The organism is Fibrobacterota bacterium (assembly GCA_019509785.1).
In the GTDB taxonomy this organism is placed as follows: Bacteria; Fibrobacterota; Fibrobacteria; order UBA11236; family UBA11236; genus Chersky-265.
Genome location: JAEKLQ010000024.1, coordinates 68,687 through 90,507 on the forward strand (window position 1 = coordinate 68,687; position 21,821 = coordinate 90,507).

Sequence of the window (21,821 nt, forward strand, 5' to 3'; positions counted from 1 at the left end):
GCGCAAAGCGGACCTTCCAAGTATAGTCGGCGGGGACAAACTGTACCCAGGTTGGGGTGCATTTCCAACCGGTCCGCAGGAGTTTTGAAACTACCCTGATGTAATGACCGTCACGAAAATATCCGCCTTCTGGATCCTGCTTTTGACCCTGCCCGGATTCAGCCAGAATTTCTGGGTGCCGGTATTTACCGCATTGGACACCAACCATAACATCCGGAGGATTGATATCGCCCCGGATGGGACCATTTATGGCACCAAAAGGGCATATAGCGGGATCTATTGGTCCACGGACCGGGGACAGACCTGGGATTCTTCCAGCACCGGCCTCCCCACTGATACCGCCAGCACGGTAAAAGCGATCCATGTGCAGAAGACCACGGGGCATATCATCGTTGGAGTGGATAGTCCCGCCCGGCTCTACCGCTCCACCGACCGGGGCCGCACCTGGAACGAAGCTGCTTCGTACGGGGGCGCCGTCAATGGCACGATAACCGTGATCGCGGAAGGGATGGGCGGGGTCCTGTTCGCCAACGGTTTATTCGGCGGCTTCGTCTGGCGTTCCACCGACAATGGGGACACCTGGGTCCCCGGCTCCCTCGCCGGAGCGGGCGGCGGCACGGGAATCGGGATAAACCCGTACGTTCCAGGAGAGGTTTATTCGGGAACTGAGATTGCCGGCTTCGCGGTATGGCGTTCAGCGGACAATGGCTTAAACTGGGCGATGGCCGCCCAGCACGGGTTGGGTGAAGGCGATGCCGCAAGTTTCGCCTTTACCCCGGGAGGGTCCATATTCATGACCACGGTCCATAATCCCTTCAAGTCGATGGATAAAGGCGAAACCTGGACTGCGATACCGGCTATTACCGGGGCCAACTCCTTTTTCGCCCTGAATACCGACGTCTATATGAGCGGAGGCAAGGTTTCGGGCGGTAGCGTATTCCGTTCCAGTGATGACGGAAATACGTGGACGGATATCGGTTCCGGGCTTCCAGTACCGACCAATCACGCCATCGCGGTTTCTTTTTCCCTCAGTCCGGACGGCTATCTATACGCCCTGGCCGGAAAACAAGGCCTGTATCGCAGCGCGAACAAGGTTGCCGGGACTACCCCCCTGGAAAAGGCGCCCCCCGAGGCCGGGCTGAAAGTATACCAGGACGGGGAAGCCAGCCTCGGTTTTTACGATATGACCGGAAAACGGGTACAGGTGGAAAATGTCCCGTGGACCAGGAAAATATTTCCGATGAAATAACCCTCTTTTTTGATTCGGGGAGAAATGAAATCGATGCATCAAACTTCTGGCTTTCGGACTCTAGTTACCCTGGTATCCACGCTAGCAACCACTTCTTTTGGTTTAAATACTTGGCAACAGGTTACCGCCGATCCGCTCGTTTCCAATCTGCAGCGAATGCGGGATCTGATATTCACGGCGAATGGGGATTTATACGTGGCGGCGGACACGTTTCAGATTTACCGTTCCCGGGATAAGGGTCAAAACTGGGAAAATCTGCGCGCCGGCCTGCCAACGGGGAGCGTCACCGCGAATTTAGGCGGGCATTTCGGATTGAATGCCAAGGGCGAGGTTTTATACTCCGCCGGCTCCAGTCCGGGCCATGTTTTCCACTTGGTCAATAATGGGTCCACGTGGCATGACGCAACCCATGACCAGCCCTGGAACCACGGCGACGCGGTCAACGGAACAGACTGCAATCCCGCCGGAGAGGTTCTGGCGATCGCGAATGGTAGCCAACTTTTCCGCTCCAAGGACGGTGGCGACAGTTTCAGCTTTGTCCGTGCCTTTAACGACACCAACACCCTCGCCGGACGCGTCCATACCAATCCGGTTACCGGCTACCTCTATCTTGGATTGGAACTCCAAGGCTATCCAGGCGGCAATGTCCAGGTGTCCAAGGACGGGGGAACGAGTTGGAGCGGCCTGGGCGGCTTCGACGGCAATGCAGCGATTTGGTTTGATTCCGCGGGGGAGGTTTTTTGCTCCGGCGTCCACGGCACCTTTATGCGCTATTCCGGCAGCGGCACTACCTGGGTCAATTCCAACCAGGGCTTGCCCGCATACGCCGTGGTACGTTGCAGCGCCGTGGGGCCGAATAAAGAGATGTACCTGACGGTTTTCCGCAGCGGCACGCCTAGCGTGGAGGACGTTTATGTTTCTACGGATGGTGGCGCCACCTGGCAGGTAGCGGGCGCGGGATACCCGGTAAACCTGGCCGGCGAAGGCAACATGGTCATGGGCAAAGACGGCTACCTCTATGCGGTAGCCCGCGGGGTAGGCGGGGTATGGCGCCTGCAGGTTTCCGCGACCACGGCCTTAACGGCCCCGGTTTTGCAGCCGGCAAGGGAGACTTTCCGGTTCCACAGCCAGACGGGAAGCATTCTAATCTCCATCCCTATGCCGCAGCCGGGCACCCTGGATGCTTTTGATTTGGAAGGAAAGCTCGTCAATCGGATAGCGAATCGGGAGTTACGCCACTGAAATATCGCCCGGAGCGGGAAACAGCCATATTTTTACCCGGGTGATATTGACAAAATAATTTTACCAGGGTAATATTATGGCATGCCAAACCCCGCCCATACCTATACCGCCTTCTCGGGATCCGACCGCGTCGCCCATGGCCCTTTGCAAGCGGTGGCCGAAACCGTAAAGCAGCGCATCGGCAAGGCCAGCCACGCCGACGCCCTCGTCTTCAGCGACCTCACCGGCAAGCTCATGGAAATCGATTTCCATGGCTCGCTGAAGGACGTGCTCAAGCGCCTGGAAGTTTTCCAGCCTGAAACGGATGGCCCACGCGAGCCGGGCCTGCCGGCCGGGCCTGGGCGTCCGCGCCTGGGGGTGGTCTCGCGCGAGGTCTCGCTGCTGCCCACCCAATGGGAATGGCTGGCATCCCAACCCGGAGGGGCATCCGGCACCCTGCGCCGCCTCGTCGACGCGGCCAAGCGCAAGGCGGCGGATACGCCCACGCTGGCGCAATCGCAGGAACGGGTCTACCGCTTCCTCTCGGTGATGGCCGGCGATTGGCCCGGCTATGAGGATGTCCTGCGGGCCTTGTACCGGCGCGATGGGGTTAAATTTTCTTCCGGGATCGCCGCCTGGCCCGCGGACGTGCGTAAGCACGCCTGGCACCTGGCGCAATTCTTGTTCAAGGACCATCCCTCCCGGGAAGGAGAAGCATGAACCTCATCGAATGCCGCGATCTCAAACGCACCTACCGCAAGGGGAAACGCATCGTCGAAGCCGTAAAGGGGGTAACCTTTTCGGTCAAGGCCGGGGAAATCGTGGGCTTCCTGGGCCCCAACGGCGCGGGCAAGACCACCACCCAGCGCATGCTGGTCACCCTTCTCGATCCCACCGGGGGCGAAGCCGAAGTGGCCGGGCATGATCTGCGCCGCGAGCCGCAGGCAGTGCGCCGGAGCATCGGCTACGTGGCCCAGCGCGGGAGCGCCAACCCCAAGGCCACGGTCCTGGAGGATTTGGTTTTGCAGGGCCGCCTCTACGGCATGGGCCCGGCGGATGCGGCGGCGCGCGCCGTCGACCTATGCCAGCGGCTCGACCTCAAGGGCCTGGGCGACCGCCATACGGAAACCTTGAGCGGGGGCCAGCGGCGCCGGCTCGACATCGCCATGGGGCTCATCCACTCGCCTAAGTTGGTTTTCCTGGACGAACCTTCGACCGGCCTCGATCCCCAGAGCCGGGCCAATTTGTGGACGCATATCCGCGATCTGCGCCAACGCGAGGGCGCGACCCTCTTCCTCACCACCCATTATCTCGACGAGGCCGACGCCCTTTGCGATCGCATCCTCATCCTGGATGCCGGGCGCATCGTGGCGGAAGGCTCCCCCGCGGAACTCAAGGCCCGCATCGCCGGCGATCTCATCACCCTGCAATTGGGCGGCGCGGAAGATGCCGCGCGCGCGGCCGACCGCCTGCGCGGGCTGGAAGGCGTGCGCGAGGCGGCCGTATTCGAAAGCCAGGCGCGCATCACCGTCGATCGCGGCGATCAACGCGTGCTTCCGCTGATGAAAGCCCTGGGGGAAGCGGGCATGGACGTCCAGTCCGTGCAGATCTCGCGGCCCTCCCTCGACGACGTCTTCCTCACCTTGACCGGGCACACCCTGCGCGACGCCCAGGAGGCCGCATGATGCTTTCGCAAACTTGGCTCATCTTCCGGCAGCAATTGCGGCTTTCCCTGCGCGAGCCCGTATGGTACATCATCGGCCTGATCCAACCTTTGATCTACCTGAGCCTGTTCGCTCCCTTGCTGAGGCCCTTGGCGGGCGGGCCCGGTTTCCCGCCGGGGTCGGCCCTGCAGGTTTTCGTACCAGGATTAGTGGTTCAAATGGGCATGTTCGGAACCCTCTTCGTGGGCTTCGCGCTCATGGCCGACATGCGGGCCGGGGTCATCGAACGGCTTCGGGTCACTCCGGCGAGCCGCCTGGCGCTTCTGCTCGGCCGCGTGGGCAAGGACGTGCTCATGCTTACCTTGCAGTCGGCTCTGCTCCTTGCGGTGGCCACCGCCATGGGCCTGCGCGCTTCGCCCTTGGCCTGGGTCTTGTTGTTGGCCTTGGTCGCCCTGCTCGGGGTCTCCCTGGCTTCGCTGTCCTACGCCGCCGCCCTCACCTTGAAGAGCGAGGATGCGCTGGCGCAGATGCTCAATACCGTAAGCGTGCCGGCCATGCTGCTCTCCGGCATCCTTCTGCCGATGACCCTGGCGCCGAAATGGCTGCAAGGCCTTGCCAAAGCGAACCCCTTCAGCTACGTCGTCGACGCCGCGCGCGCGGCCATGGGGAACATGGTCATCGCCTCCACCTTGTGGATGGGAATCGGCGTGGCGCTGGGGTTGGCCGTGGTCGGGCTCTGGGCGGGTAAAAGGACGTTCGAACGAGAGTCGGCGTGAACCCGGCGGGCCGCTCACTAGCCATTTTGCTAGCCTGCCTCTTCGCCGCCGCCACGGCGCCCGGAGCCGCCTCTCCCTTCGCCCCAGCCCTGCTCAACAGCATCGCCGAACTGGATACCATCAAGGCCCGCATCGCCTCCGGCGCGGAACCGTGGAAGAGCGCTTACCAGAAGGCGCTCTCCAGCAAACTGGCCGCGGCCAGCTACGTCGCAACGGCGCGGGACACGGTGGCCTGCGGTTCCTTCAGCAATCCCGATTACGGATGCAGCGATGAAAGCAACGATTCCAAGGCCGCCTACACCCAGGCGCTGCTGTGGCGGTTCACCGGCGACACCGCCTATGCGGCCCGGGCGTCGGCCATCCTGGACGCCTGGTCGGCCGTGCTCAAGGCCCATACCCTTTCGAACGCGCCCCTGCAGGCCGGATGGACCGCCTCCGTGTTCGTCCGCGCGGCGGTGATCCTGCGCGCGACCTATCCCGCTTGGGGCGCCGGGGCGCAAGCGCGCTTCGCCGCCATGCTGGACAGCGCCTTCCTGCCTTTGATCCGCAAGGGCAATCCCACCACCAACGGCAATTGGGAGCTGACCTACATCGAGGCCATGATGGCCATCGGCGTTTTCAACGCCGACACCGCCGCTTTCAACAAAGGCGTTTTCCTCTGGCGCAAACGCGTGCCCGCTTATTTCTACCTCAAGGCGGACGGGCCCTTGCCGGCCAAGCCATACGGCGTTCCCGCCAGCTACAGCGATTCGCAATTGATCGTCCACTGGTACAATCCCCAAGTATGGCCCGACGGGCTCTGCCAGGAAACCTGCCGCGATTTCGGGCATACCCAGATGGGCCTGGCCGCGATGATCGACGCCGCGGAAATCGCCCTCCACCAAGGCCTCGATCTCTATTCGGAATTCGCCGATCGCATCATCGCGGCCATGGAGTTCCATGCCGGCCTGCTCCTGGGCGGAACGCCGCCGCCCGGCTTGTGCGGCGACTCCTTGACCCTGTCGATGGGGGCGACCTGGGAGATCGCCTATAACCATTTCCACAATCGCATGGGCCGGGCGCTGCCTTTGACCGACCGCTTGATCCGCGAGAAGATCCGGCCCAGCGGGACGGGCACGCATATGGCCTGGGAAAGCCTGACCCATGCGGAGCTGGGCGCCTTGCGGCCCGATGCCGTGCGGCCTAGGGCCCATCGGGCCCCCGCGCGCGGAGCCTTGTTGATCCTTCTCGGGACGAACCTGGCTTGGACGCGCGAGTTAAAGATTTACGGGTTGAACGGGAAGCGGATGCCGAGCGCCGGATCGCTCTCTGGCGCAGAGCCCGCTGCCAGCGCGGAACCCTTCGGCGGCGAAGGATCGCGGGCCATCACCACAGCCACGCCTTGAGCGGGGTCCCCGCCGGTAACTTCGCTTCGGCCGATGGGATCTCCACGAAACCCTGGGACCGGCCCCAACCGGTGAAATCCCCCGAGCCCTGGTTCGCCACCCACGACGCCCGCATGCGCCCGTCCTCGCCGAAAGCGAAGGTGGCGGGTCGGAACTGGGTTAGCCGCCCGGGCGCCGGCAGCGCCTCCGCGGCCACGCAGGGGACGGGCGCGAACGCCTGTTCAGCCGCGCCCATGGCCCGCATCAGGGCGGGAATCACGTAGCGGTGCAGGCACACCAGCACCGAAGCGGGATTGCCCGGCAGCCCGAACACGGGACGATCGCCCGCCGCGAGCCCGAACCAGAAGGGCTTCCCCGGCTTCTGCCGGATCTTGTGGAACACCGGCCGTACGCCCATCTCCTGCATCACCGCCGGAACATGATCGGTATCCCCCATGGAAACCCCGCCGGTGAGGATCAGGACCTGGCATTTGCCGAGCACGCCCTCCACGGCCGCCTTGAGCCGGGAAGCGTCGTCGCGGCAATGCAATAAGGCCACGCGCTCGATGCGGTGCTTACGGAGCGCCGCCTCGACCGCATGGGGATTGGATCGCCTGATCTGATGCGGCGCGGGCACGCGCCCGGGATCGACCAATTCATCGCCGGTGGCGATCACCGCCACGCCGGGGGTTTCCGCGACGCGCAAGGAAGTCCTCCCGCAAGCCGCCGCCGTCCCCAGTTGGGGGGCTTCCAGCACGATACCCGCGGGCACCAGCGCCTCGCCGGCCGCGCAATCGGATCCGGCCCGGTGGATGAAACGGCCGGCTTGCGCCTGGAACCCGTCTCCGATCACGGCGTAGCCGTCCTCGAAGCGGACCTCTTCCACGGGCGCGATGCAATCGGCGCCAGCGGGCATTACCGCCCCCGTCATCGCCTTCAGGCAGCCGCCCTCCGCTTCCAGGCGCTTGGGTTTTTCGCCCGCCTTCTGCGCGCCCCGCAAGGCGAACCTCCGCACGCCCCTTTCCCAATCGGAAAAGGCGAAGGCGATCCCGTCCATGGCCACGCGGTCGAACGGGGGCTGCGGGCGATCGGAAACGATCTCCGCGCGCAGGATCCGGCCTTGGCAGCGCGCCAGGGGGAGGGTAACCTCCGGGGTACGGGGTAGGGCGGCCAGGAGGGCGTCGGCTTCGGCGGGGGAAATCATTTCGGATGGCATGACCGAAAGATAGCGCAGGGCGGGGCCGCGCGGGAAGACCCGATGCGCGATCGCGGGATTTGAGGCGGAAGCGGATCCGCTTGGGACGCTTGCGTCCTTCGGGGCCCGGAAAGGCTCTTCATACTTGGTGCCTGGGACACCTGGCCGTACAATGGTTGCGGGTCGAGAGCGCGAAGCGGTGCGCGGTCTCCCACGGGATTTATGGCCAAGATCATCATTTGCGAACCGGATGCGCGCTGCCGCGCCCTTCTGAGCTATATCCTGGAAGGCATCCATCACCGCGTGCTCGAAGCCGAGGATTACGACGCCCTTCCCGCCCTCATCGCCGCGGACCCGCCCGATCTTCTCATCCTAGGGGTGCATGCGGAGGACGAGTCGATTCCCGCGCCGCGTTCGGATTGGCGTCCCGCTTTGCCCGACTTGCCCGTGCTCCTACTCTTCGGGGGCTCATCGGAGCTCATGGAAGAATACTTGGCGGCCTGGGATGGGCCCAAGACCCTCAACGTGCTGCCCCAGCCCCTGGAGCCTTATCCCCTGCTGGCGATGGTGAAGTCCATGGTCACCGCGCCGGAAACCTGGCGCCGGGGCGGACAGCATATCGTTTAGCATTCAAGCCGGCGTGATGCGGATCGATCCCTGCGCGTCCCGCCTATCGCGGGCGTCCCGGGCTTCGCGATCCTCGCGCGCCTCGCGGAGCTCTTGTTCGCGGATGGCCGCGCGGGCGGCGTTATCGCGTTCGAGGCTTTCCTGCTCGCCCCATTCCGGCCCCATGTTGCTGGGAACGTAGACCGGGTCCCGGCCCAGCATCAGGCGGACGCGGCGCGTATCCATCACCTCGCTGATCGATCCGAACGCGAATTTCTGGAGCAGCCGGTTCAGCTTCCATTCCAGGGAATGCAGGTTCACGTAATGCTGGAACGTCTTTACCAGGCCCACGCTCACGCGCCGTTGATCCTGGTCCAGTTCCCAGGGATGGAAGTACACCATGGCCGGCTGGCCCTTGCGGTTGCAGCCGTCGATGAAGCTTTCGGTCACCGCATGCGGGAACAGCCGCAGGTATCCGCCTCCGGACATGGGGAGGAACTTGTTCCCGACCCCCAAGGTGGACATGGGGAACTCGGACAGGGTACGCCCGCTGTGCAGATGCAAGGTGTGGGGCATACGGTTCGGGTAATCGGGGATGCCGTAGCGATCGCGTTTGATGGGGAAGATGCTGGAGTCGTACTCGATGCCGTGCTTGGCCATGATTTCCAGCGCCCAAAAGGTGCTGGGCACGATGGTGAAGTTGGAGGCGCGGTGCCCGAGGATCGGCCCCTTGGCGTGCTTGGAGATGGCCTCCAGCGATTTCAGCAGGTCCTCCTCGTAGCGGGCCGGGGTCATGTCGGTGATGAGGTTATGGTAGTAGCCGTGGGTCCCGATCTCGTGGCCCTCGGAGGCGATCATCCGCACCACGTCCGGGAAGCGATCGGCCACCCAGCCCAGTACGAAGAAGGTGGCCTTCGCTTCGTGGGAGCGGAACAGGCGCAGGATGCGCTCCATGTTGTCCACGATGCGCGTTTCCTGCAGATGCCACATCGCCGGGGTGATCTTTTCCTTCAGGTTGTAGGCGTGGAACCAGCATTCCACGTCCACGGTCATGAAATTGCGCACGCGGGCGGCGCGCTCGACGTTGACCACCTTGTCCATGTGGATTTCGCGCAACATGCGGCGCACGCGGGCGCTGGGCTCGCGCACCGAGAGCCGGCCGCCGGCCTGATTCACGCGCTGGGCCAGCTCCACGAGGAAACCCATGTCCTCGAGATCGAATTCCCGGCGCGGCGTGTAGGAAACGTCCATGGTCTTGAGGCCGCGGGCCGACAGGCGCGAGAGGCGCGCCATGATGTCCTCCGGCGCCTTGCCTTCCAGCACCACGGAACGATCATCGTGATCCATCTTCACCCAGGCCGTGACCTTATGGCTTCCGTGCTTGAGGGGCGAATGGGCGAGCAGATTGAGGAACTTCACGCGCTTAAGCGCATCGAGCTCCCGGGTGTCGCCTTCCTTGCGCGGCTTGATGAGCAGGTAGCCGAGGGTATTGATCAGCACCCACCATTCCATGCGCCACCAGGTGGAGAAATGCGCGAAAGAGGCGCGGTAGGAATAATCGAAATAGGTCTTGCGGACCACGCTCTCATGGCCATCGTCGGGGCCGAGGTTGATCTGGGCCAGGCCGGTGAGGCCGGGTTTGACCCACAAGGTGCGGCTCAGGTAATGGGGGATGGTGCGTCCGAACTCGACGGTGAAATGGGCGCGTTCCGGGCGCGGCCCGATGAAGCTCATGTCGCCGATGAGGACGCTCCAGAATTGCGGCAGTTCGTCCAGGTGCAGGGCCCGCAGCCACCAGCCCACCTTGGTCACCCGCGGATCCACCCCTCCTTGCGCGAACTGGGGCCCGTTCTTTTCCGCGTCGGCGCGCATGCTGCGGAACTTATAGACTTTGAACGGACGTCCTCCCACGTCGGACTTGCGGGAGGCGTGGCCGCCGCCTTCCTCCGACCCATCCGGGCGTCGCGAACGTTTGTTGATGCCAACCCTTTCCTGGCTATAAAGGGTAGGGCCGGGGCTTTCCAGCTTGATCAGGAGGGCCAGGACGGGATAGGAAACCAGAAAGGCGAAGGATCCGGCCGAGCCGATGGCAATATCGATCAGCCGCTTAGTCACGAGAACACTTGGGCTTGGGCGCATCGGACACAATCATAGGCCCCGGTCCCCTATTTTTCCAAGTGGCCCCGCCCGTTCGCATCCGTTGAAGTCGGCGAAAGCCCCTTTTGCCCTGGATTTCGGGCGATTTTCCGCCTTTCCGCATTGGGATCCCAACGAAGACGCGCTTTCAGGATCGGCTTTCCCGACGGGAGCCGGAAAAACGTATTTCCCAATACGAGGATCCGCGACCCCCTTCGGCGAAAAGAGAAAAAGGCGAACGTCCGCGGACGGACAGGGAAATAGCATGCGCGAGTGGCTGATCGGGAACGGGGTTTGGGGCGTGGCCATCTTGATGTTCGTGCAGAACATCCTGCCGGTGCTGCCCTCGGAGATCATCATGCCCCTAGCCGGATTCTTGGCTTCCCGGGGCCATCTCGACATCAATTTCGTGGTCCTGGCCGGCCTGCTGGGCTCGGTGCTCGGGCACCTGCCCTGGTACTTCGTAGGCGCCGCCTTGGGCGAAGATCGTTTAGAGAGATTGCTCGCCCGGCATGGCCGCGCCTTCTTCATCCGCCCTTCGCACATCCACAAAGCCGGCGATTGGTTCGATCGCAATAGCATAAAAGCCGTGCTGCTGGGCCGCCTGGTGCCCGGCGTGCGTACCTGCGTGAACATCCCTGCGGGCGCCTCGCATATGGCTTTCCTTTCCTTCCTGGCCTTCACCCTGCTGGGCGACGGCATTTGGACGGCGGTGCTCGGCTACGGAGGCTTTCTGCTGGGCCGCGATTACGCGCTGATGGGGAAATACCTGCATATGGTCATATGGCCCGTGGTATTCCTGGCCTGCGCCTACGCGGTGTGGCAGGGATCGCGCAAGCATACCCGCCATCGGCGCCCCTCCCGGGAAGAGTCTGGGAGCGGTTCCGTCCGAGGGTCCGTCCGAGGGTCCGCCTGAGCTTCCTCTAAGGCCCCTCTAAGGTTCCGTCCTGAAGATTCGCACGGGTTTAGGGGGCGCCGGCGGCTGGCCCTTGCGCGACACCGCATGGGGAGCCGCCGCGACGCGCTTGCCGCGTTCCACCATAAAAGAAGGTCCTTCTCCCTCCGCCCGTTCGGCATAATACCCCATCACCAGACGCAGGTTCGTGAATTTCGGCCGCGCGGAGGCGTCGCCCAACACGCGATCGAGACGGCGCTGCCCCTGGAAGGTCTGCCCTCCCGCGATACGTTGTGGCGGGAAGGATTCGGGATCGACGACGGATGCTGACGCCGAAGCGGAGGGCGCCGAAGAGGAGGGCGCGGTGGCCGCCGGCGCGGGGGTTGCGGATGTCGGGATGGCGGGGGCCGAATCGCTGGGCGCGGGGCCGCCGGCCAAGGCGCCTTCGGACGCGGCGGCGGCGCGGGCGAAGATGAGGGTGAGGGTCCCCCCCGCGAGGGATGCCCGCGGCGGGACTTGGCAATCCAGGTACAAGACGGAATCGGTGGGGTTGGCGAAGGTGAAGGCGATATGGAGGACGCCGTTCCCGAGATCGTAGGCGGCGGCATCGATGCGCAGCGAAGGCGCGCGCTCACGCGGCGTCGCAGCCGCGAGCATAGGCGCCAAGCCGACCAAAAGCGCGAGACGGAAATTTCTCATGCACTCCTCCTCTATATCAGGCGTCCGCCCATCAGGCATCCCCCGGAAGGCGGCTTGTCGTAGCGCCGGCTCCGCCATGGGATGCTTCCCGAACCGCGGAGCGCCAATGGCGCTTCTGTTGGCGCGCCATTGGAGCGCCCTCATTCAGTGCCTCACTAGGGCCATTGGGCCGAAATCAGCAATGTAGCTTCGTTATTCGGCGCTCCAATGGCGCTCCCGATGGCGCGCCATTGGAGCGCCGGGGCCCGGGGACGGTCGCGACAGGACCCCCGTCGATCTTACCGCCGGGCGGATTAGGATCCAGGCCCGCCTTCGGGCGCGATCGCCGCGCTCAGCGCTTGGCCCAGCCCGGGGTAACGGAAAAGATACCCCGACCGGAGCGCCTTCTCCGCCGTCGCCCGCTGGCCTTCCAATAGGGAAGCGGCCAATTCGCCCAGGGCCAAGCGCAACGCGAAGGCGGGGGCCCGGAACAGGACCGGACGATGCACGGCCCGGCCCAAAGCCCGGGCGAACTCGCGTTGGGGGACGGACCCGGCGACCGCATTCAAGGGCCCGCGCAGATTTTCGGATGCGAGGGCGTGGGCGAAAAGGCCGGCGGCATCTTCCAGATGGATCCAACTCCACCATTGGCGGCCGTTACCCAGCGTAGCGCCCGCGCCCAGCCGGTACAATGGGGCCAACTTGGCCAAGACCCCGCCCTTCCCGAGCACGATCCCCAAGCGGAGCGCCACCGTACGCACCCCCAAGGCCTCGGCCCGGAAGGCCTCCGCCTCCCAAGCCCGGCAGATCCCGGCCAAGAAGCCTTCGCCCGCGGGCGAATTCTCGTCGACGTGGCCGTTTCCGGAGTCCCCATAATAGCCGACCGCCGAGGCCGCCGCGAAGACCTTGGGCTTGACCGCCATGCGCCCGATCGCATCCACCAAGGCGCGCGTACCGTCGACCCGCGAGGAACGGATGCGCTCCTTCCGGGCCGCCGTCCATCTTCCCGCCGCGAGGCTTTCCCCCGCCAAGTGGACCACCGCATCCGCTCCCTCCAAGGCTTCCGACGGAACGGGATCGCCCTCGCGCCAGGGGAAAAGCCGGCAACCGGGCGGGAATGGCGGCTGGGAGGAGGGGGCTCGGGACAGGGGCGCCAGGGGCCGCGACGCCTGGGGCCGGGGCTCTTGGTTAACTTGCGGGTTACGGGTGAGGGCGCGCAGGGTATGGCCCTGCCCGGCCAACCGGCCCGCCACGGCTCTTCCGATGAAGCCCGTCGCGCCGGTCAGCAGAACGATCATGCCGTCAGGGGCTCTTAGGTTTACGGGCCTTGGAGGCGGAGGGTTTGCCGGCTTTGGGAACCAGCTTCTCGGCGGGGACGTTGCCGGCATCGGCTGCGGCATCCGACGCCGCTTTATCCACCGCTTGGGACCCGGACCCCGTTTCCGCCACGGCCCCGCCAAGCGGGGGGGCGGCCTCGCCCAAATGCGCCGGCTGGACAGCCTTGGCCGCCTCGTCCTTGAGGATACGGGCGGGCTTTGGCGTCTCCGGCGGCCGGGGGGGAAGGATGGCGTATTCGACGATGGCCACCGAAAGCGCGCCATTGTCGATGTCCAGGCGCCGCTCGGGCTTGAACCAGATTTCCTTGTGCAATTCGCCTTCGGGAATGAGTACGTAGGCCTTGGACCCGGCGCACTTCACCTTCAGGAACTGCCCCAGGGCTTTATAGAATTCCTGCAAGCCTTCCTGGGTATCTTCCAGGCGCACGCCGTAGGGCGGATTGGCGACGATGACGCGATCGGGATAGGGGCCTTCCAGCTTGGTGAAATCCTTCTGCACCAGCTTGATGGCATCGATCCAGGGCGTACGGGCGAGATTGGCGCGCGTGGCGGCCATGGCGCGCGCGGAAATGTCGATGCCGGTGACGAGGCCCTTGGGCAACGGCAGGACGCCTTTGTCGGCCTCGGCCTTCACCTTCTGCCACAGGCTGGCGGAGAAGTCCGGCAGGGGTTCGAAACCCTGCGATTCGCGGAAGAAGCCGGCCGGAGTATGCGTGGCGATCATGGCGCCTTCGATGAGGAAGGTCCCGCTGCCGCAGAACAAATCGACCAGCGGCTTCTCGCCTTTCCACTTCGCGAAGCGGAGAACGGCGGCGGCCAGGTTCTCCTTGAGCGGGGCGTCCACCGCTTGGATCCGGTAGCCGCGCCGATGCATGATGCCGTCGGAATAGTAGAGGCTGATGGTGGCCTGGTCATGCCGCAGGAACAGATCCAGGCGTACGTCCGGGGTTTCCCGATCGATGGAAGGCCGCGCGCCGGTATGTTCCCGCAGGCTGTCCACCACCGCGTCCTTGAGTTTCAGGGCGGCGTACTGGCTATGCGTGATGGCCGAATCGGAAACCGAAGCGGAGACCTTCAGGGTCTGGCCCGTGCGCAAGATCTTGGACCAGTTGAACTGGACCGCGTGCTCATAGAGCTCGTCGGGATTGCGGCACGGGAAGGTGGCCATGGGCCGCAGGACGCGCGAGCCCAAGCGCGAGCAATAAACGACCCGGTAAACCTCTTCCCGGGAAAGCTGGGCTTCGACCCCGAGGTAGACGGCCTTGGCGCCGGAGATGCCGAGCTCGCGCAACTCTTCGGCCAGCAGGGATTCCAGATTGCGCGGACAGCTGATGAAAAAAGGATGCCGCGCCACGCCCTTCCCGCCTTCGGAGGGGGCCGCGGATTCTTCCAATACCGAAAGGGGATCTGCTGAAGTCACCTAGGAAACATAAAAATTACGGGGGATCAGCGGCCATCTGGAACTTCATCGCATCCCGAAAAAATCCCGTAAACCGCTTATTCCTGAACCGCGGCGGAGAACGGCGCATTGAAGGGCGCCCTCAAGTTCCGACGCCCGTCCGCCCGGAAGGTTCCGCGGCGACGGGATTGGATCCCGCTCCGGATGGGTTTGCCGGCCAAGGCGGTCGAGGGGCCGGAATCCTCCTCCTTGCGGGCGATGAGGCCCTTCTCCCCGACCAGGATCAGTGCCCGTTCTCCCGAGGAGGCCAAATCCGTGATCTGAACGCTTCCCCACGTCCTCCGTTCGAACGAGGAGTCTTGCGCCCAGGTTTTCCCCCCATCCCCGGTCCGATAGCACTTATTTCCCCCATTGGTGGCATACCCGATCTTCCGGTCGAGGAAATGGATGCGGTTGATTTGCGTCGGCATGAGGGTGCTATAGGACTCCATCCCGTCCGTGGTTCCCAGCAGGCCTCCGTAATTGGTGTCCGCGATGAAGCCGGTGTCCGGGCCGAAGAAGTAGGCTTCGTACACAAAAGCGCTTCCCGCACTGAAAGCGGTGGGACTCCAAGTAAGGCCGGCATCGCGGGTCCGGAATATGTTCGAGACGCCGATGAGATAACCGTCGCTGGCGGTCGGGAACGAAAGCGTAAACCCGGGAGCGGGAAAGCCGGTCGGCATGGCCGGCATAGCCTGCGCGCTCCAGGTGGTTCCGCTGTCCCGGGAGACCAGCAGGGTATCGACCGTGCCCACCGCGAAACCGGTTCCCGCCGAGGGAAAGGCGATATCGTTGAGCATAAAGCCGGTCGAGATCGGGACGGGAAGGCTGTCCCAGGTCCGTCCGGAATCGATAGAACGGAGGATAAGGCCTTGGCTTCCGCACAGGAATCCGGTCCGCGCATCGGTGAACCACGCTGACATCAGATTCTCCTGAAACGGCAGCTCACGTCGCGTCCAGGTTTTGCCGCTGTCCAAGGTCGATAAAAGGGTACCGTGATCTCCGGTGATGAAACCGATGCGAGGGTCCGTGAAAAAAACCTTGCGTAAGGTTTCCTGGGTCCCGGATGGGAGAACCTCCCATTCAGCGGCGATTTCGCGGCCGGGGAGGCATAGGAGGAGCGCGGCGGGCAATATGGATTTTAAGCAGCGAATCAGTAACCCCTCCCTGCCGAAGGGGCGCGGGCGCGACCGGCTCCCGGCGCGTAAGGTAAAATCGAAGCCGGCTTCACCCGGCTTCGCGTCAGTAAGTGCCGCGGTTGGTGCTTTGCGTGTTCGGGCGGGGTCCGCCGCGGAAGCCGCCGGGGCTCTCTTCGCGGGGCCGGGCCTCGCGGGCGTTGATCTTCCGGCCGGTAAGCTCGGCGCCGTTCATCCCTTCGAGCGCGGCGCGGGCTTCGTCGTCGTTGCCCATCTCCACGAACCCGAAACCCCTGGACTTGCCCGTCAACTTGTCCTTGATGATACGGGCCGAGCTCACGTTGCCGAAGGAGGCGAAAGCATCGCGAAGCTCTTCTTCGGTAGTCTGATAAGGGATGTTGCTGACGTAGATATTCATCTAAGATTCCTTCTGTAAGAACACATCAGCCACCCGGTAAGACCCGAAGCAAATCGTCGTTAAAGCGTTTGGTTTCCCTGTCCTACCCGAACGTCAAGTAACTGATTGTGGCTAAATATAATACGGGTCCCAAAGCGGGGCCCGCGGATTTTAACCCCTCGGAATGACATTCAAGCCGCCCTAAGGTATACTCGCGGCCATGATCCCGGATAAACGCGCCGCTTTTCGCCAACGTAATGCCTGTAGCGGTCCGGAGCCCATTTCTCTTCTTGCTACTCCGGGATGGCTAACGCCCGGGTTACCCGCAATGGCGGCTGGCGGATTGGTTCCCCTCGGAACCAAAGGTCCCGGATTTCATGCGACCAAGGCGGGGTTCCGGAGCCATGCGCGCAAGAATCCGCTTGTTCCGCCTATCCCCGTGACTAAATTAGCCTTCGCCTTGAAATTAGCCAGTGGACCGCTTCGTATAGCGCTCCTGGCCTGCGTCGTGTTCTCGTTCCTGGCTACGGGATGCACGCGCTCTAACGGGCCTGGGGCAGACTTTTCCGCCAATCGCATCCAAGGGGTGCGTTTGGACCCGTCGTATTATTACGGGTTGAAGCGCGCGCCCAAGGCCTATTTCGATTCCGCCATCGGCGAATGGCGCACCCACGGCATCAACTCCATCTTCTTCAAGGCCTACGATCCCGAATACGGCGCGGTGTACCATACGCGTTACCCCGGCAATAGCGAAACCGATTACGGCAAGGAGGATCTGCTGCGCATCGTCCTGGATGCGGCGCATAAGCGCGGCGTGCGGGTCATCGGATGGCTGCCGGCATTCGAGCATAAGGGCGCCTGGGAGGCCCATCCCGAGTGGCGCATCCAAGGGGCCGACGGCAAGGATTTCCTGCCCGCCCCCGATCGGCATTTCCTGTGCCCGCGCCAGCCGGGCTTCGCCGCCTGGTGGCGCGGCTTCGTATCCGATCTGCTGGAACGGTACCCCGATCTGGACGGCGTCGATTTCGCCGAGCCCATGGCGGTTTGGGGCAGACAAGTCTGCCATTGCCCCTTATGCCTGAAGGAAACCGCCGCCGGCGCCGCCGACGCGCTTTCCCCGCTGCATGCCGCCCTGCGCGCCCAGGCCCCCACCGATTTGCTGCTGGCTTCGTCCAAGCTCGTGAAGGCGGCCGGGCGTAGCGCCTGCGTTACCTTCATCGGCACCGCCGGCAAGGACGGGTCCCTGTTCCCGTTCTCCAAGCAGAAGGAATTGAGCGGCCTGGACGTGGATCGCCTTTTGGATTCGCCCGATCGGCCGCAATGGGTTTCCGTCGAGCTGATGTGGCAGCAATGGGCGGACAGCTACGACAATCCCGCCACCTTCCGGCCGGATTGGACCCGGCACGCGACCGAGCAGGCCCTGGCCGACATCAACGCGCGCGCCCATCTCCTCGTCCACGTGGAAATCACCCCCCTGGGTCCCGTGGAGGTGAGCCCGGACGAACTGGCCGAAAGCATGGTGGCCGCGCGCCGCGGCGGCGCGCAAAGCATCGAGTTTTACGACACCCATCTGGTCGACAGCCTGGGGGCCTGGCCGGGCGTGGAGAAGGCCTGGCGGACCCAGAGCGAGCGCAAAGCCCTGGTGCTGCACGATCCCGGCGGCTTGGGGGTCGCCCGCCAGGTGGCCACCTTGTTCGGGCATTTCGGCCTCACCACCCGGGTGACCCTGGCGGAGAACTTCGCCGACTCGCTCGTGGGGCCCAACGATCTTGTCGCCTACGTGGGCAACAAGGACAATCATCCCTTGCCCGAAGCCTTCCTGCGCTTCGCCGCGAAGCCGGGGGCGAAGATCTTCTGGGCCGATTTCAACCTATGGCAGCTTGACCGCCCGTTGGTCCGGGGCCATGGGGATACGGCCACCTATAAGGATACGGCTAAGGGAATCGCCAACGCGCCTTCCAACGGAACCCTGGCGCGCCTGGGGCTCAAGTGGGAATACCACGATAAGTCCGGCACCTACAACACCGTCCTCTACCACGGCCAAGAGCTGTACAAGACCGACTCCATCCTAAACCACGTGGCCATCCTGGATTCGTCCAAGGCCAAAGTGCTGGCGAGCGTGAAATCCCAGGACGGCGGCCTCTATCCTTATATGATCCGATCGGGGAATTTCTGGTTCGTGGCCGATTGCCCCACGGACTATATCGTGGAAGGCGGCCGCGACGCCGTCTTCGCCGATGCCTTGCACGATTTCGTGGGCGAGGATCATCCCGTCGCGCATACGGCCCTGGTACGCATCGAAGACGTTTGCCCGCTCACCGATCCCGGCCAGATGAAAGCGATCGCCGATCTGCTCCACGGCGAAGGCGTGCCCTGGTCGATCGCCCTGGTGCCCTATTACGTGGACCCGGAAGAGAACGCCGTGGTCACCATGCAGGACAAGCCCGAATTCGTGAAGGCGATCCACTACTCGATGGAACACGGGGCCGCCATCGTCATGCACGGGTCCACGCATCAGTACCGCGGGCGTTCCACCCACGATTACGAATTCTGGGACGCCCTGCACGATACGCCCCTGTTCGAGGACTCGCGCGAGTACGTGCGCACCCGCATCCAGCGCGGCATCGACGTGATGCGCAAGGAAGGCATCTACCCCATCGCCTGGGAGACTCCGCACTACGCCGGCTCCCAGCTCGACTATTCCGTGGCCGACCAATTCTTCAGCGCCGAATATGGCCGCCGGCAGGTGATCGACAAGACCGGCTTCGACCAGTTGGTGCCCTACTTCATCGGGAGGCACCCGTCCGGCAATTCCATCATCCCCGAGAACCTGGGGTATATCCCCAACGATCGCCAGGAGTCGGCGCCATTGCTGCGCTGCGCGCAAAACAACCTGGCGGTCCGCGACGGCTTCGGCAGCTTCTTCTTCCATCCCTGGATCGATCGCAAGGTGCTGAAGGAACTGGTCCGCGGGCTCAAGGCCCAGGGCTACCGCTTCGCCGACATCCGCGCCATGCCCCTCAAGATGCAGGCCCAGGGCGTGGCCCAAGTAAGCGGCAGCCAGGAGATCGACCTCGACGGCCAAGGAAAGTGGTTACATGCCTTCTACCTCGATGACGCCGGCAAGCGCCACGAGGAATGGACCTCCCAGGGCCCGGTCAACCTCCCCTTCCGGAAAACCGTGCGCTGCCCGCCGGGTTGGACCTATGTGGTCGAGGCCATCGATAAGCCCGCCGGATGGCTGTCCCGCATCACCCCGCCCGATGCGGGCCTGCTCGGGAAGGCCCGCAGCCGCTTGTTCGCGCCGCCGCCCCTCAAGCTCGCGAAGGGGGAACCGGCCCGGGCCCTGATCCTGTGGTCCCCGCCCGGCCAGGACCTTCCGGCCATGCCCAACGTTCCTGCCGATACCGCTGCCGCGGCCCATCTGGCCGCCCATCTCGCCGGCCGCGCGCATGCGGTCGGCCATTTCCCGCCCAGCCAGGAGGCCTGGACCCAGGCGCTACAGGCCGCCGGCATCCAGCCCGATTCCTTACGCCTCGATCGCTTCCTGGAAGTACCCGAGGCCGTGAACCTGGTGGTGGTCCCCGCGCGCACCGCCGCCCTGTTGTCCACCCAACAGGCCCTGATGCTGGCCCAATGGGTGGCCAAAGGCAAGAACGTGATCCTGGAAGGGCCTTCCGAAACCGCCGAGCATATGGGCATCCATGCCACCGATTCCGGCCGCACCGTGAGCGAACTCAAGGACGATTACCTGCCGCAAGTGCCCATCAAATGGCCGCAGCCCTCGCCCTATTACGCCTTCGACGCCGACGTGGAATACGTGAACGAGTACAGCACCCCGGACGACAAGCCCCTGGTGGCGGGCGGGGAATACGGGGAAGGCAAGTACATCTTCTTCGCCGTGCCGTTCGCGGCGCCTGCGGCGGCCCCATCATCCGCTTCGGCCGCGGCTCCGGCCGCGCCCGCGCAGGGCCCCTACCGCTTCCCTTTCCTGCTCGACCTGATCGAACGCGAGTTCAACGTATCGCCGGCGTTACGGTCCCCGGAGTTGGAGGTCTATTTCGATCCCGGCAGCCGGGAGGACATCCCGTTGGAAGAGCTGGTGAAGAACTGGCATAAGAACGGGGTGCGGGCCGTGTACGCGGCGGCCTGGCATGAATACGCCAAGTACACCTTCGAATACGGGTATCTCGCCGACCTGCTGCATAAGAACGGGATCATGGCCTACGCCTGGATGGATTTGCCCGAGGTATCGGACAAGTTCTGGCATGAGCATCCCGCCTGGCGCGAGAAGACGGCCGCCGGCACCGATGCGGAGATGGATTCGGAAATCGGTTGGAAGCAGTACATGGATTTCGCCAACGACACCGCCCGCGCCGGCGCCTACAACGATCTGAAGCGGATCCTTTTGATGGCGCCCTGGGACGGGGCCGTACTCACCGGGCGCATGTTCGCGGGCACGAACCCGGGCGATTCGCTCCAGCATATCACCCCTTTCAATCCCGGCTTCCGCGCGCGTTACCGCGCGGACAAGGGTTATGATCCCCTCGCCATTTTCGATTCCAAGTCGCCCCAATTCCACGGCAGGTCGATGAAGGCCTGGAACGAATTCTCCGCCTACCGCGACTCGGTCGAGATCGCCCTGCTCTCCGACGCCGTCGACTTCCTCAAGAAGCAGCGCCCCTTGCAGAAGCCGGGGGCGGAGATCGTGGTCACGCGGCCCTTCGCAGGCGCGAACGATCGGGAACTGGCCTGGCAGCAGGCTTTGATTACCGGCGACGCCCGCGTGCATCTGCAAGCCGCCTTGCCCAGCGCGGGCATGGACGCCGACGTCCTGGATCGCATGCTGGCGTCCTGGAGCGGCGCGCATCCGGGTTGGAAGCCGATGGTGGAGCTGCACTTCGACGTGCATAAGCCCGCCAGCGGCATCACCCCCCAGCTTTGCGGCGTGGAACTGATGGCCCTGGTGGCCCGGGCCGCGCGCGAAGGCACGCGCCTCACCCTGCGCACCGAAGACTACATCTACGACACCGACTTCCGCGATCTGGCCTATGCCGCCGGCTCCCGCGCGACCGAAAGCTTCGCGCCCGGGGCCTGGGACCTGGATTCGCCCGGTCGCTCCACCCTCGATCTCGACTTCGCCGCCAATCCCGAGGTCATGGTCGACGGGCAGCTCTGGCCCGCCTACGATCGCGGCCGCCTGCTGGTGCCCGAAGGGCGCCATCGCATCGAAGCCTGTTCGCGCCTGACCGCTTGGCGCACCTTCCTGTTGGCCCCGGCCCGCATCACCGGTTTCAACGGCGGCATCGCCGACGCCCGCACCACCCTGCAAGGCGTACGCCTGCGCTACGATTCCCCCGTGCCCGCCGCGTTGGCCATGAACATGGCGCCGGTCTCGGCCACCCTCGACGGCCTGCCCTTCCAATGGGGCCCGGCCGCCGCCGTGGACGCGGACAAGGGCAAGGGCGGCAAGCCCGCGACCGTCCCCACGGCCCTGGATCTCCCCGCGGGCAGCCACGATCTGGTCATCATCACGCGCCCGCTGGCCTCCTCGCTCATGCGCCAGGCCAGTTTCGGGATTTCCATCGTCATCATCGTCATCAGCGTCGGAACCGTGCTGGCCTTCCTGCTCCTGTACCTAGGGGGATGGCTCAAGCGGTTGTATTCCGGTGAAGAGGCGGCGCCCGGTTCGCATCCGGCGCCAAAAGCCCCTCCGACCCAAGCGTGAG

Annotated in this window: 16 protein-coding genes; 9 read left to right on the forward strand and 7 right to left on the reverse strand. The window is 64.3% G+C overall.

All coding sequences use genetic code 11. From position 1 onward, the window contains the following. Positions 1-103 precede the first annotated feature (103 nt). The 6 genes from JF616_03365 to JF616_03390 all read left to right on the forward strand — a co-directional run bounded on the left by JF616_03365 (position 104) and on the right by JF616_03390 (position 6,295). On the forward strand, positions 104-1,249 hold the full coding sequence (locus JF616_03365; protein ID MBW8886776.1) for a hypothetical protein: 1,146 nt from the start codon (positions 104-106) through the stop codon (positions 1,247-1,249). A gap of 24 nt (positions 1,250-1,273) precedes the next feature. Continuing rightward, on the forward strand, positions 1,274-2,491 hold the full coding sequence (locus tag JF616_03370; GenBank protein ID MBW8886777.1) for a hypothetical protein: 1,218 nt from the start codon (positions 1,274-1,276) through the stop codon (positions 2,489-2,491). An 81-nt stretch (positions 2,492-2,572) separates the two neighbouring features. After that, positions 2,573-3,190, forward strand: a complete 618-nt coding sequence (locus JF616_03375) for a DUF2239 family protein (GenBank protein MBW8886778.1) — start codon at positions 2,573-2,575, stop codon at positions 3,188-3,190. Beyond that, positions 3,187-4,155 carry an ABC transporter ATP-binding protein gene (locus JF616_03380; protein ID MBW8886779.1) on the forward strand — a complete coding sequence of 323 codons (969 nt, stop codon included), beginning with the start codon at positions 3,187-3,189 and terminating at the stop codon, positions 4,153-4,155. Before JF616_03375 ends, JF616_03380 begins: the two co-directional genes overlap by 4 nt. Further along, the gene (locus tag JF616_03385; GenBank protein MBW8886780.1) at positions 4,152-4,910 is read left to right on the forward strand and encodes an ABC transporter permease; all 759 of its coding nucleotides are present in this window, start codon (positions 4,152-4,154) and stop codon (positions 4,908-4,910) included. Before JF616_03380 ends, JF616_03385 begins: the two co-directional genes overlap by 4 nt. A gap of 26 nt (positions 4,911-4,936) precedes the next feature. Further along, positions 4,937-6,295: an alginate lyase family protein gene (locus tag JF616_03390; protein MBW8886781.1), complete on the forward strand. Its 1,359-nt coding sequence runs from the start codon at positions 4,937-4,939 to the stop codon at positions 6,293-6,295. On the opposite strand, the gene JF616_03395 is transcribed toward JF616_03390, so the two are convergent. Continuing rightward, positions 6,276-7,490, reverse strand: a complete 1,215-nt coding sequence (locus JF616_03395) for a molybdopterin molybdotransferase MoeA (protein ID MBW8886782.1) — start codon at positions 7,488-7,490, stop codon at positions 6,276-6,278. The genes JF616_03390 and JF616_03395 overlap by 20 nt on opposite strands. A 201-nt stretch (positions 7,491-7,691) precedes the next feature. Between JF616_03395 and JF616_03400 the strand changes: the two genes are divergently transcribed. Then, the gene (locus JF616_03400; GenBank protein MBW8886783.1) at positions 7,692-8,096 is read left to right on the forward strand and encodes a hypothetical protein; all 405 of its coding nucleotides are present in this window, start codon (positions 7,692-7,694) and stop codon (positions 8,094-8,096) included. Between the two features lie 3 nt (positions 8,097-8,099). Here the strand turns inward: JF616_03400 and JF616_03405 are convergent, their stop codons facing one another. Further along, positions 8,100-10,190 (reverse strand): sugar transferase, encoded by a 2,091-nt coding sequence (locus JF616_03405; protein ID MBW8886784.1) that lies wholly within the window; start codon positions 10,188-10,190, stop codon positions 8,100-8,102. A 286-nt stretch (positions 10,191-10,476) separates the two neighbouring features. Between JF616_03405 and JF616_03410 the strand changes: the two genes are divergently transcribed. Further along, positions 10,477-11,127 (forward strand): DedA family protein, encoded by a 651-nt coding sequence (locus JF616_03410; GenBank protein ID MBW8886785.1) that lies wholly within the window; start codon positions 10,477-10,479, stop codon positions 11,125-11,127. Positions 11,128-11,145: 18 nt separating this feature from the next. Here the strand turns inward: JF616_03410 and JF616_03415 are convergent, their stop codons facing one another. The 5 genes from JF616_03415 to JF616_03435 all read right to left on the reverse strand — a co-directional run bounded on the left by JF616_03415 (position 11,146) and on the right by JF616_03435 (position 16,113). Further along, a complete protein-coding gene (locus tag JF616_03415) occupies positions 11,146-11,805 on the reverse strand; it encodes a hypothetical protein (GenBank protein MBW8886786.1) in 660 nt (219 codons plus the stop codon). A 293-nt stretch (positions 11,806-12,098) separates the two neighbouring features. Continuing rightward, positions 12,099-13,082 carry a TIGR01777 family oxidoreductase gene (locus tag JF616_03420; GenBank protein MBW8886787.1) on the reverse strand — a complete coding sequence of 328 codons (984 nt, stop codon included), beginning with the start codon at positions 13,080-13,082 and terminating at the stop codon, positions 12,099-12,101. Between the two features lie 4 nt (positions 13,083-13,086). Beyond that, positions 13,087-14,541, reverse strand: a complete 1,455-nt coding sequence (locus tag JF616_03425) for a class I SAM-dependent RNA methyltransferase (GenBank protein MBW8886788.1) — start codon at positions 14,539-14,541, stop codon at positions 13,087-13,089. Between the two features lie 77 nt (positions 14,542-14,618). Further along, positions 14,619-15,692, reverse strand: coding sequence for a hypothetical protein (locus JF616_03430; protein MBW8886789.1), 1,074 nt, complete (start codon positions 15,690-15,692; stop codon positions 14,619-14,621). A 109-nt stretch (positions 15,693-15,801) separates the two neighbouring features. After that, the gene (locus JF616_03435; GenBank protein ID MBW8886790.1) at positions 15,802-16,113 is read right to left on the reverse strand and encodes an RNA-binding protein; all 312 of its coding nucleotides are present in this window, start codon (positions 16,111-16,113) and stop codon (positions 15,802-15,804) included. A 571-nt stretch (positions 16,114-16,684) separates the two neighbouring features. Between JF616_03435 and JF616_03440 the strand changes: the two genes are divergently transcribed. Beyond that, positions 16,685-21,820, forward strand: coding sequence for a DUF2334 domain-containing protein (locus JF616_03440; protein ID MBW8886791.1), 5,136 nt, complete (start codon positions 16,685-16,687; stop codon positions 21,818-21,820). The last annotated feature ends 1 nt before the right edge of the window (position 21,821 follow it).

Excerpts from the sequence above, each read along its gene's own strand:
- JF616_03365 (MBW8886776.1), top strand. The coding sequence starts at position 104 with ATGACCGTCACGAAAATATCCGCCTTCTGGATCCTGCTTTTGACCCTG.
- JF616_03370 (MBW8886777.1), top strand. The coding sequence starts at position 1,274 with ATGAAATCGATGCATCAAACTTCTGGCTTTCGGACTCTAGTTACCCTG.
- JF616_03375 (MBW8886778.1), top strand. The coding sequence starts at position 2,573 with ATGCCAAACCCCGCCCATACCTATACCGCCTTCTCGGGATCCGACCGC.
- JF616_03380 (MBW8886779.1), top strand. The coding sequence starts at position 3,187 with ATGAACCTCATCGAATGCCGCGATCTCAAACGCACCTACCGCAAGGGG.
- JF616_03385 (MBW8886780.1), top strand. The coding sequence starts at position 4,152 with ATGATGCTTTCGCAAACTTGGCTCATCTTCCGGCAGCAATTGCGGCTT.
- JF616_03395 (MBW8886782.1), bottom strand. The coding sequence starts at position 7,490 with ATGCCATCCGAAATGATTTCCCCCGCCGAAGCCGACGCCCTCCTGGCC.
- JF616_03400 (MBW8886783.1), top strand. The coding sequence starts at position 7,692 with ATGGCCAAGATCATCATTTGCGAACCGGATGCGCGCTGCCGCGCCCTT.
- JF616_03410 (MBW8886785.1), top strand. The coding sequence starts at position 10,477 with ATGCGCGAGTGGCTGATCGGGAACGGGGTTTGGGGCGTGGCCATCTTG.
- JF616_03415 (MBW8886786.1), bottom strand. The coding sequence starts at position 11,805 with ATGAGAAATTTCCGTCTCGCGCTTTTGGTCGGCTTGGCGCCTATGCTC.
- JF616_03420 (MBW8886787.1), bottom strand. The coding sequence starts at position 13,082 with ATGATCGTTCTGCTGACCGGCGCGACGGGCTTCATCGGAAGAGCCGTG.
- JF616_03435 (MBW8886790.1), bottom strand. The coding sequence starts at position 16,113 with ATGAATATCTACGTCAGCAACATCCCTTATCAGACTACCGAAGAAGAG.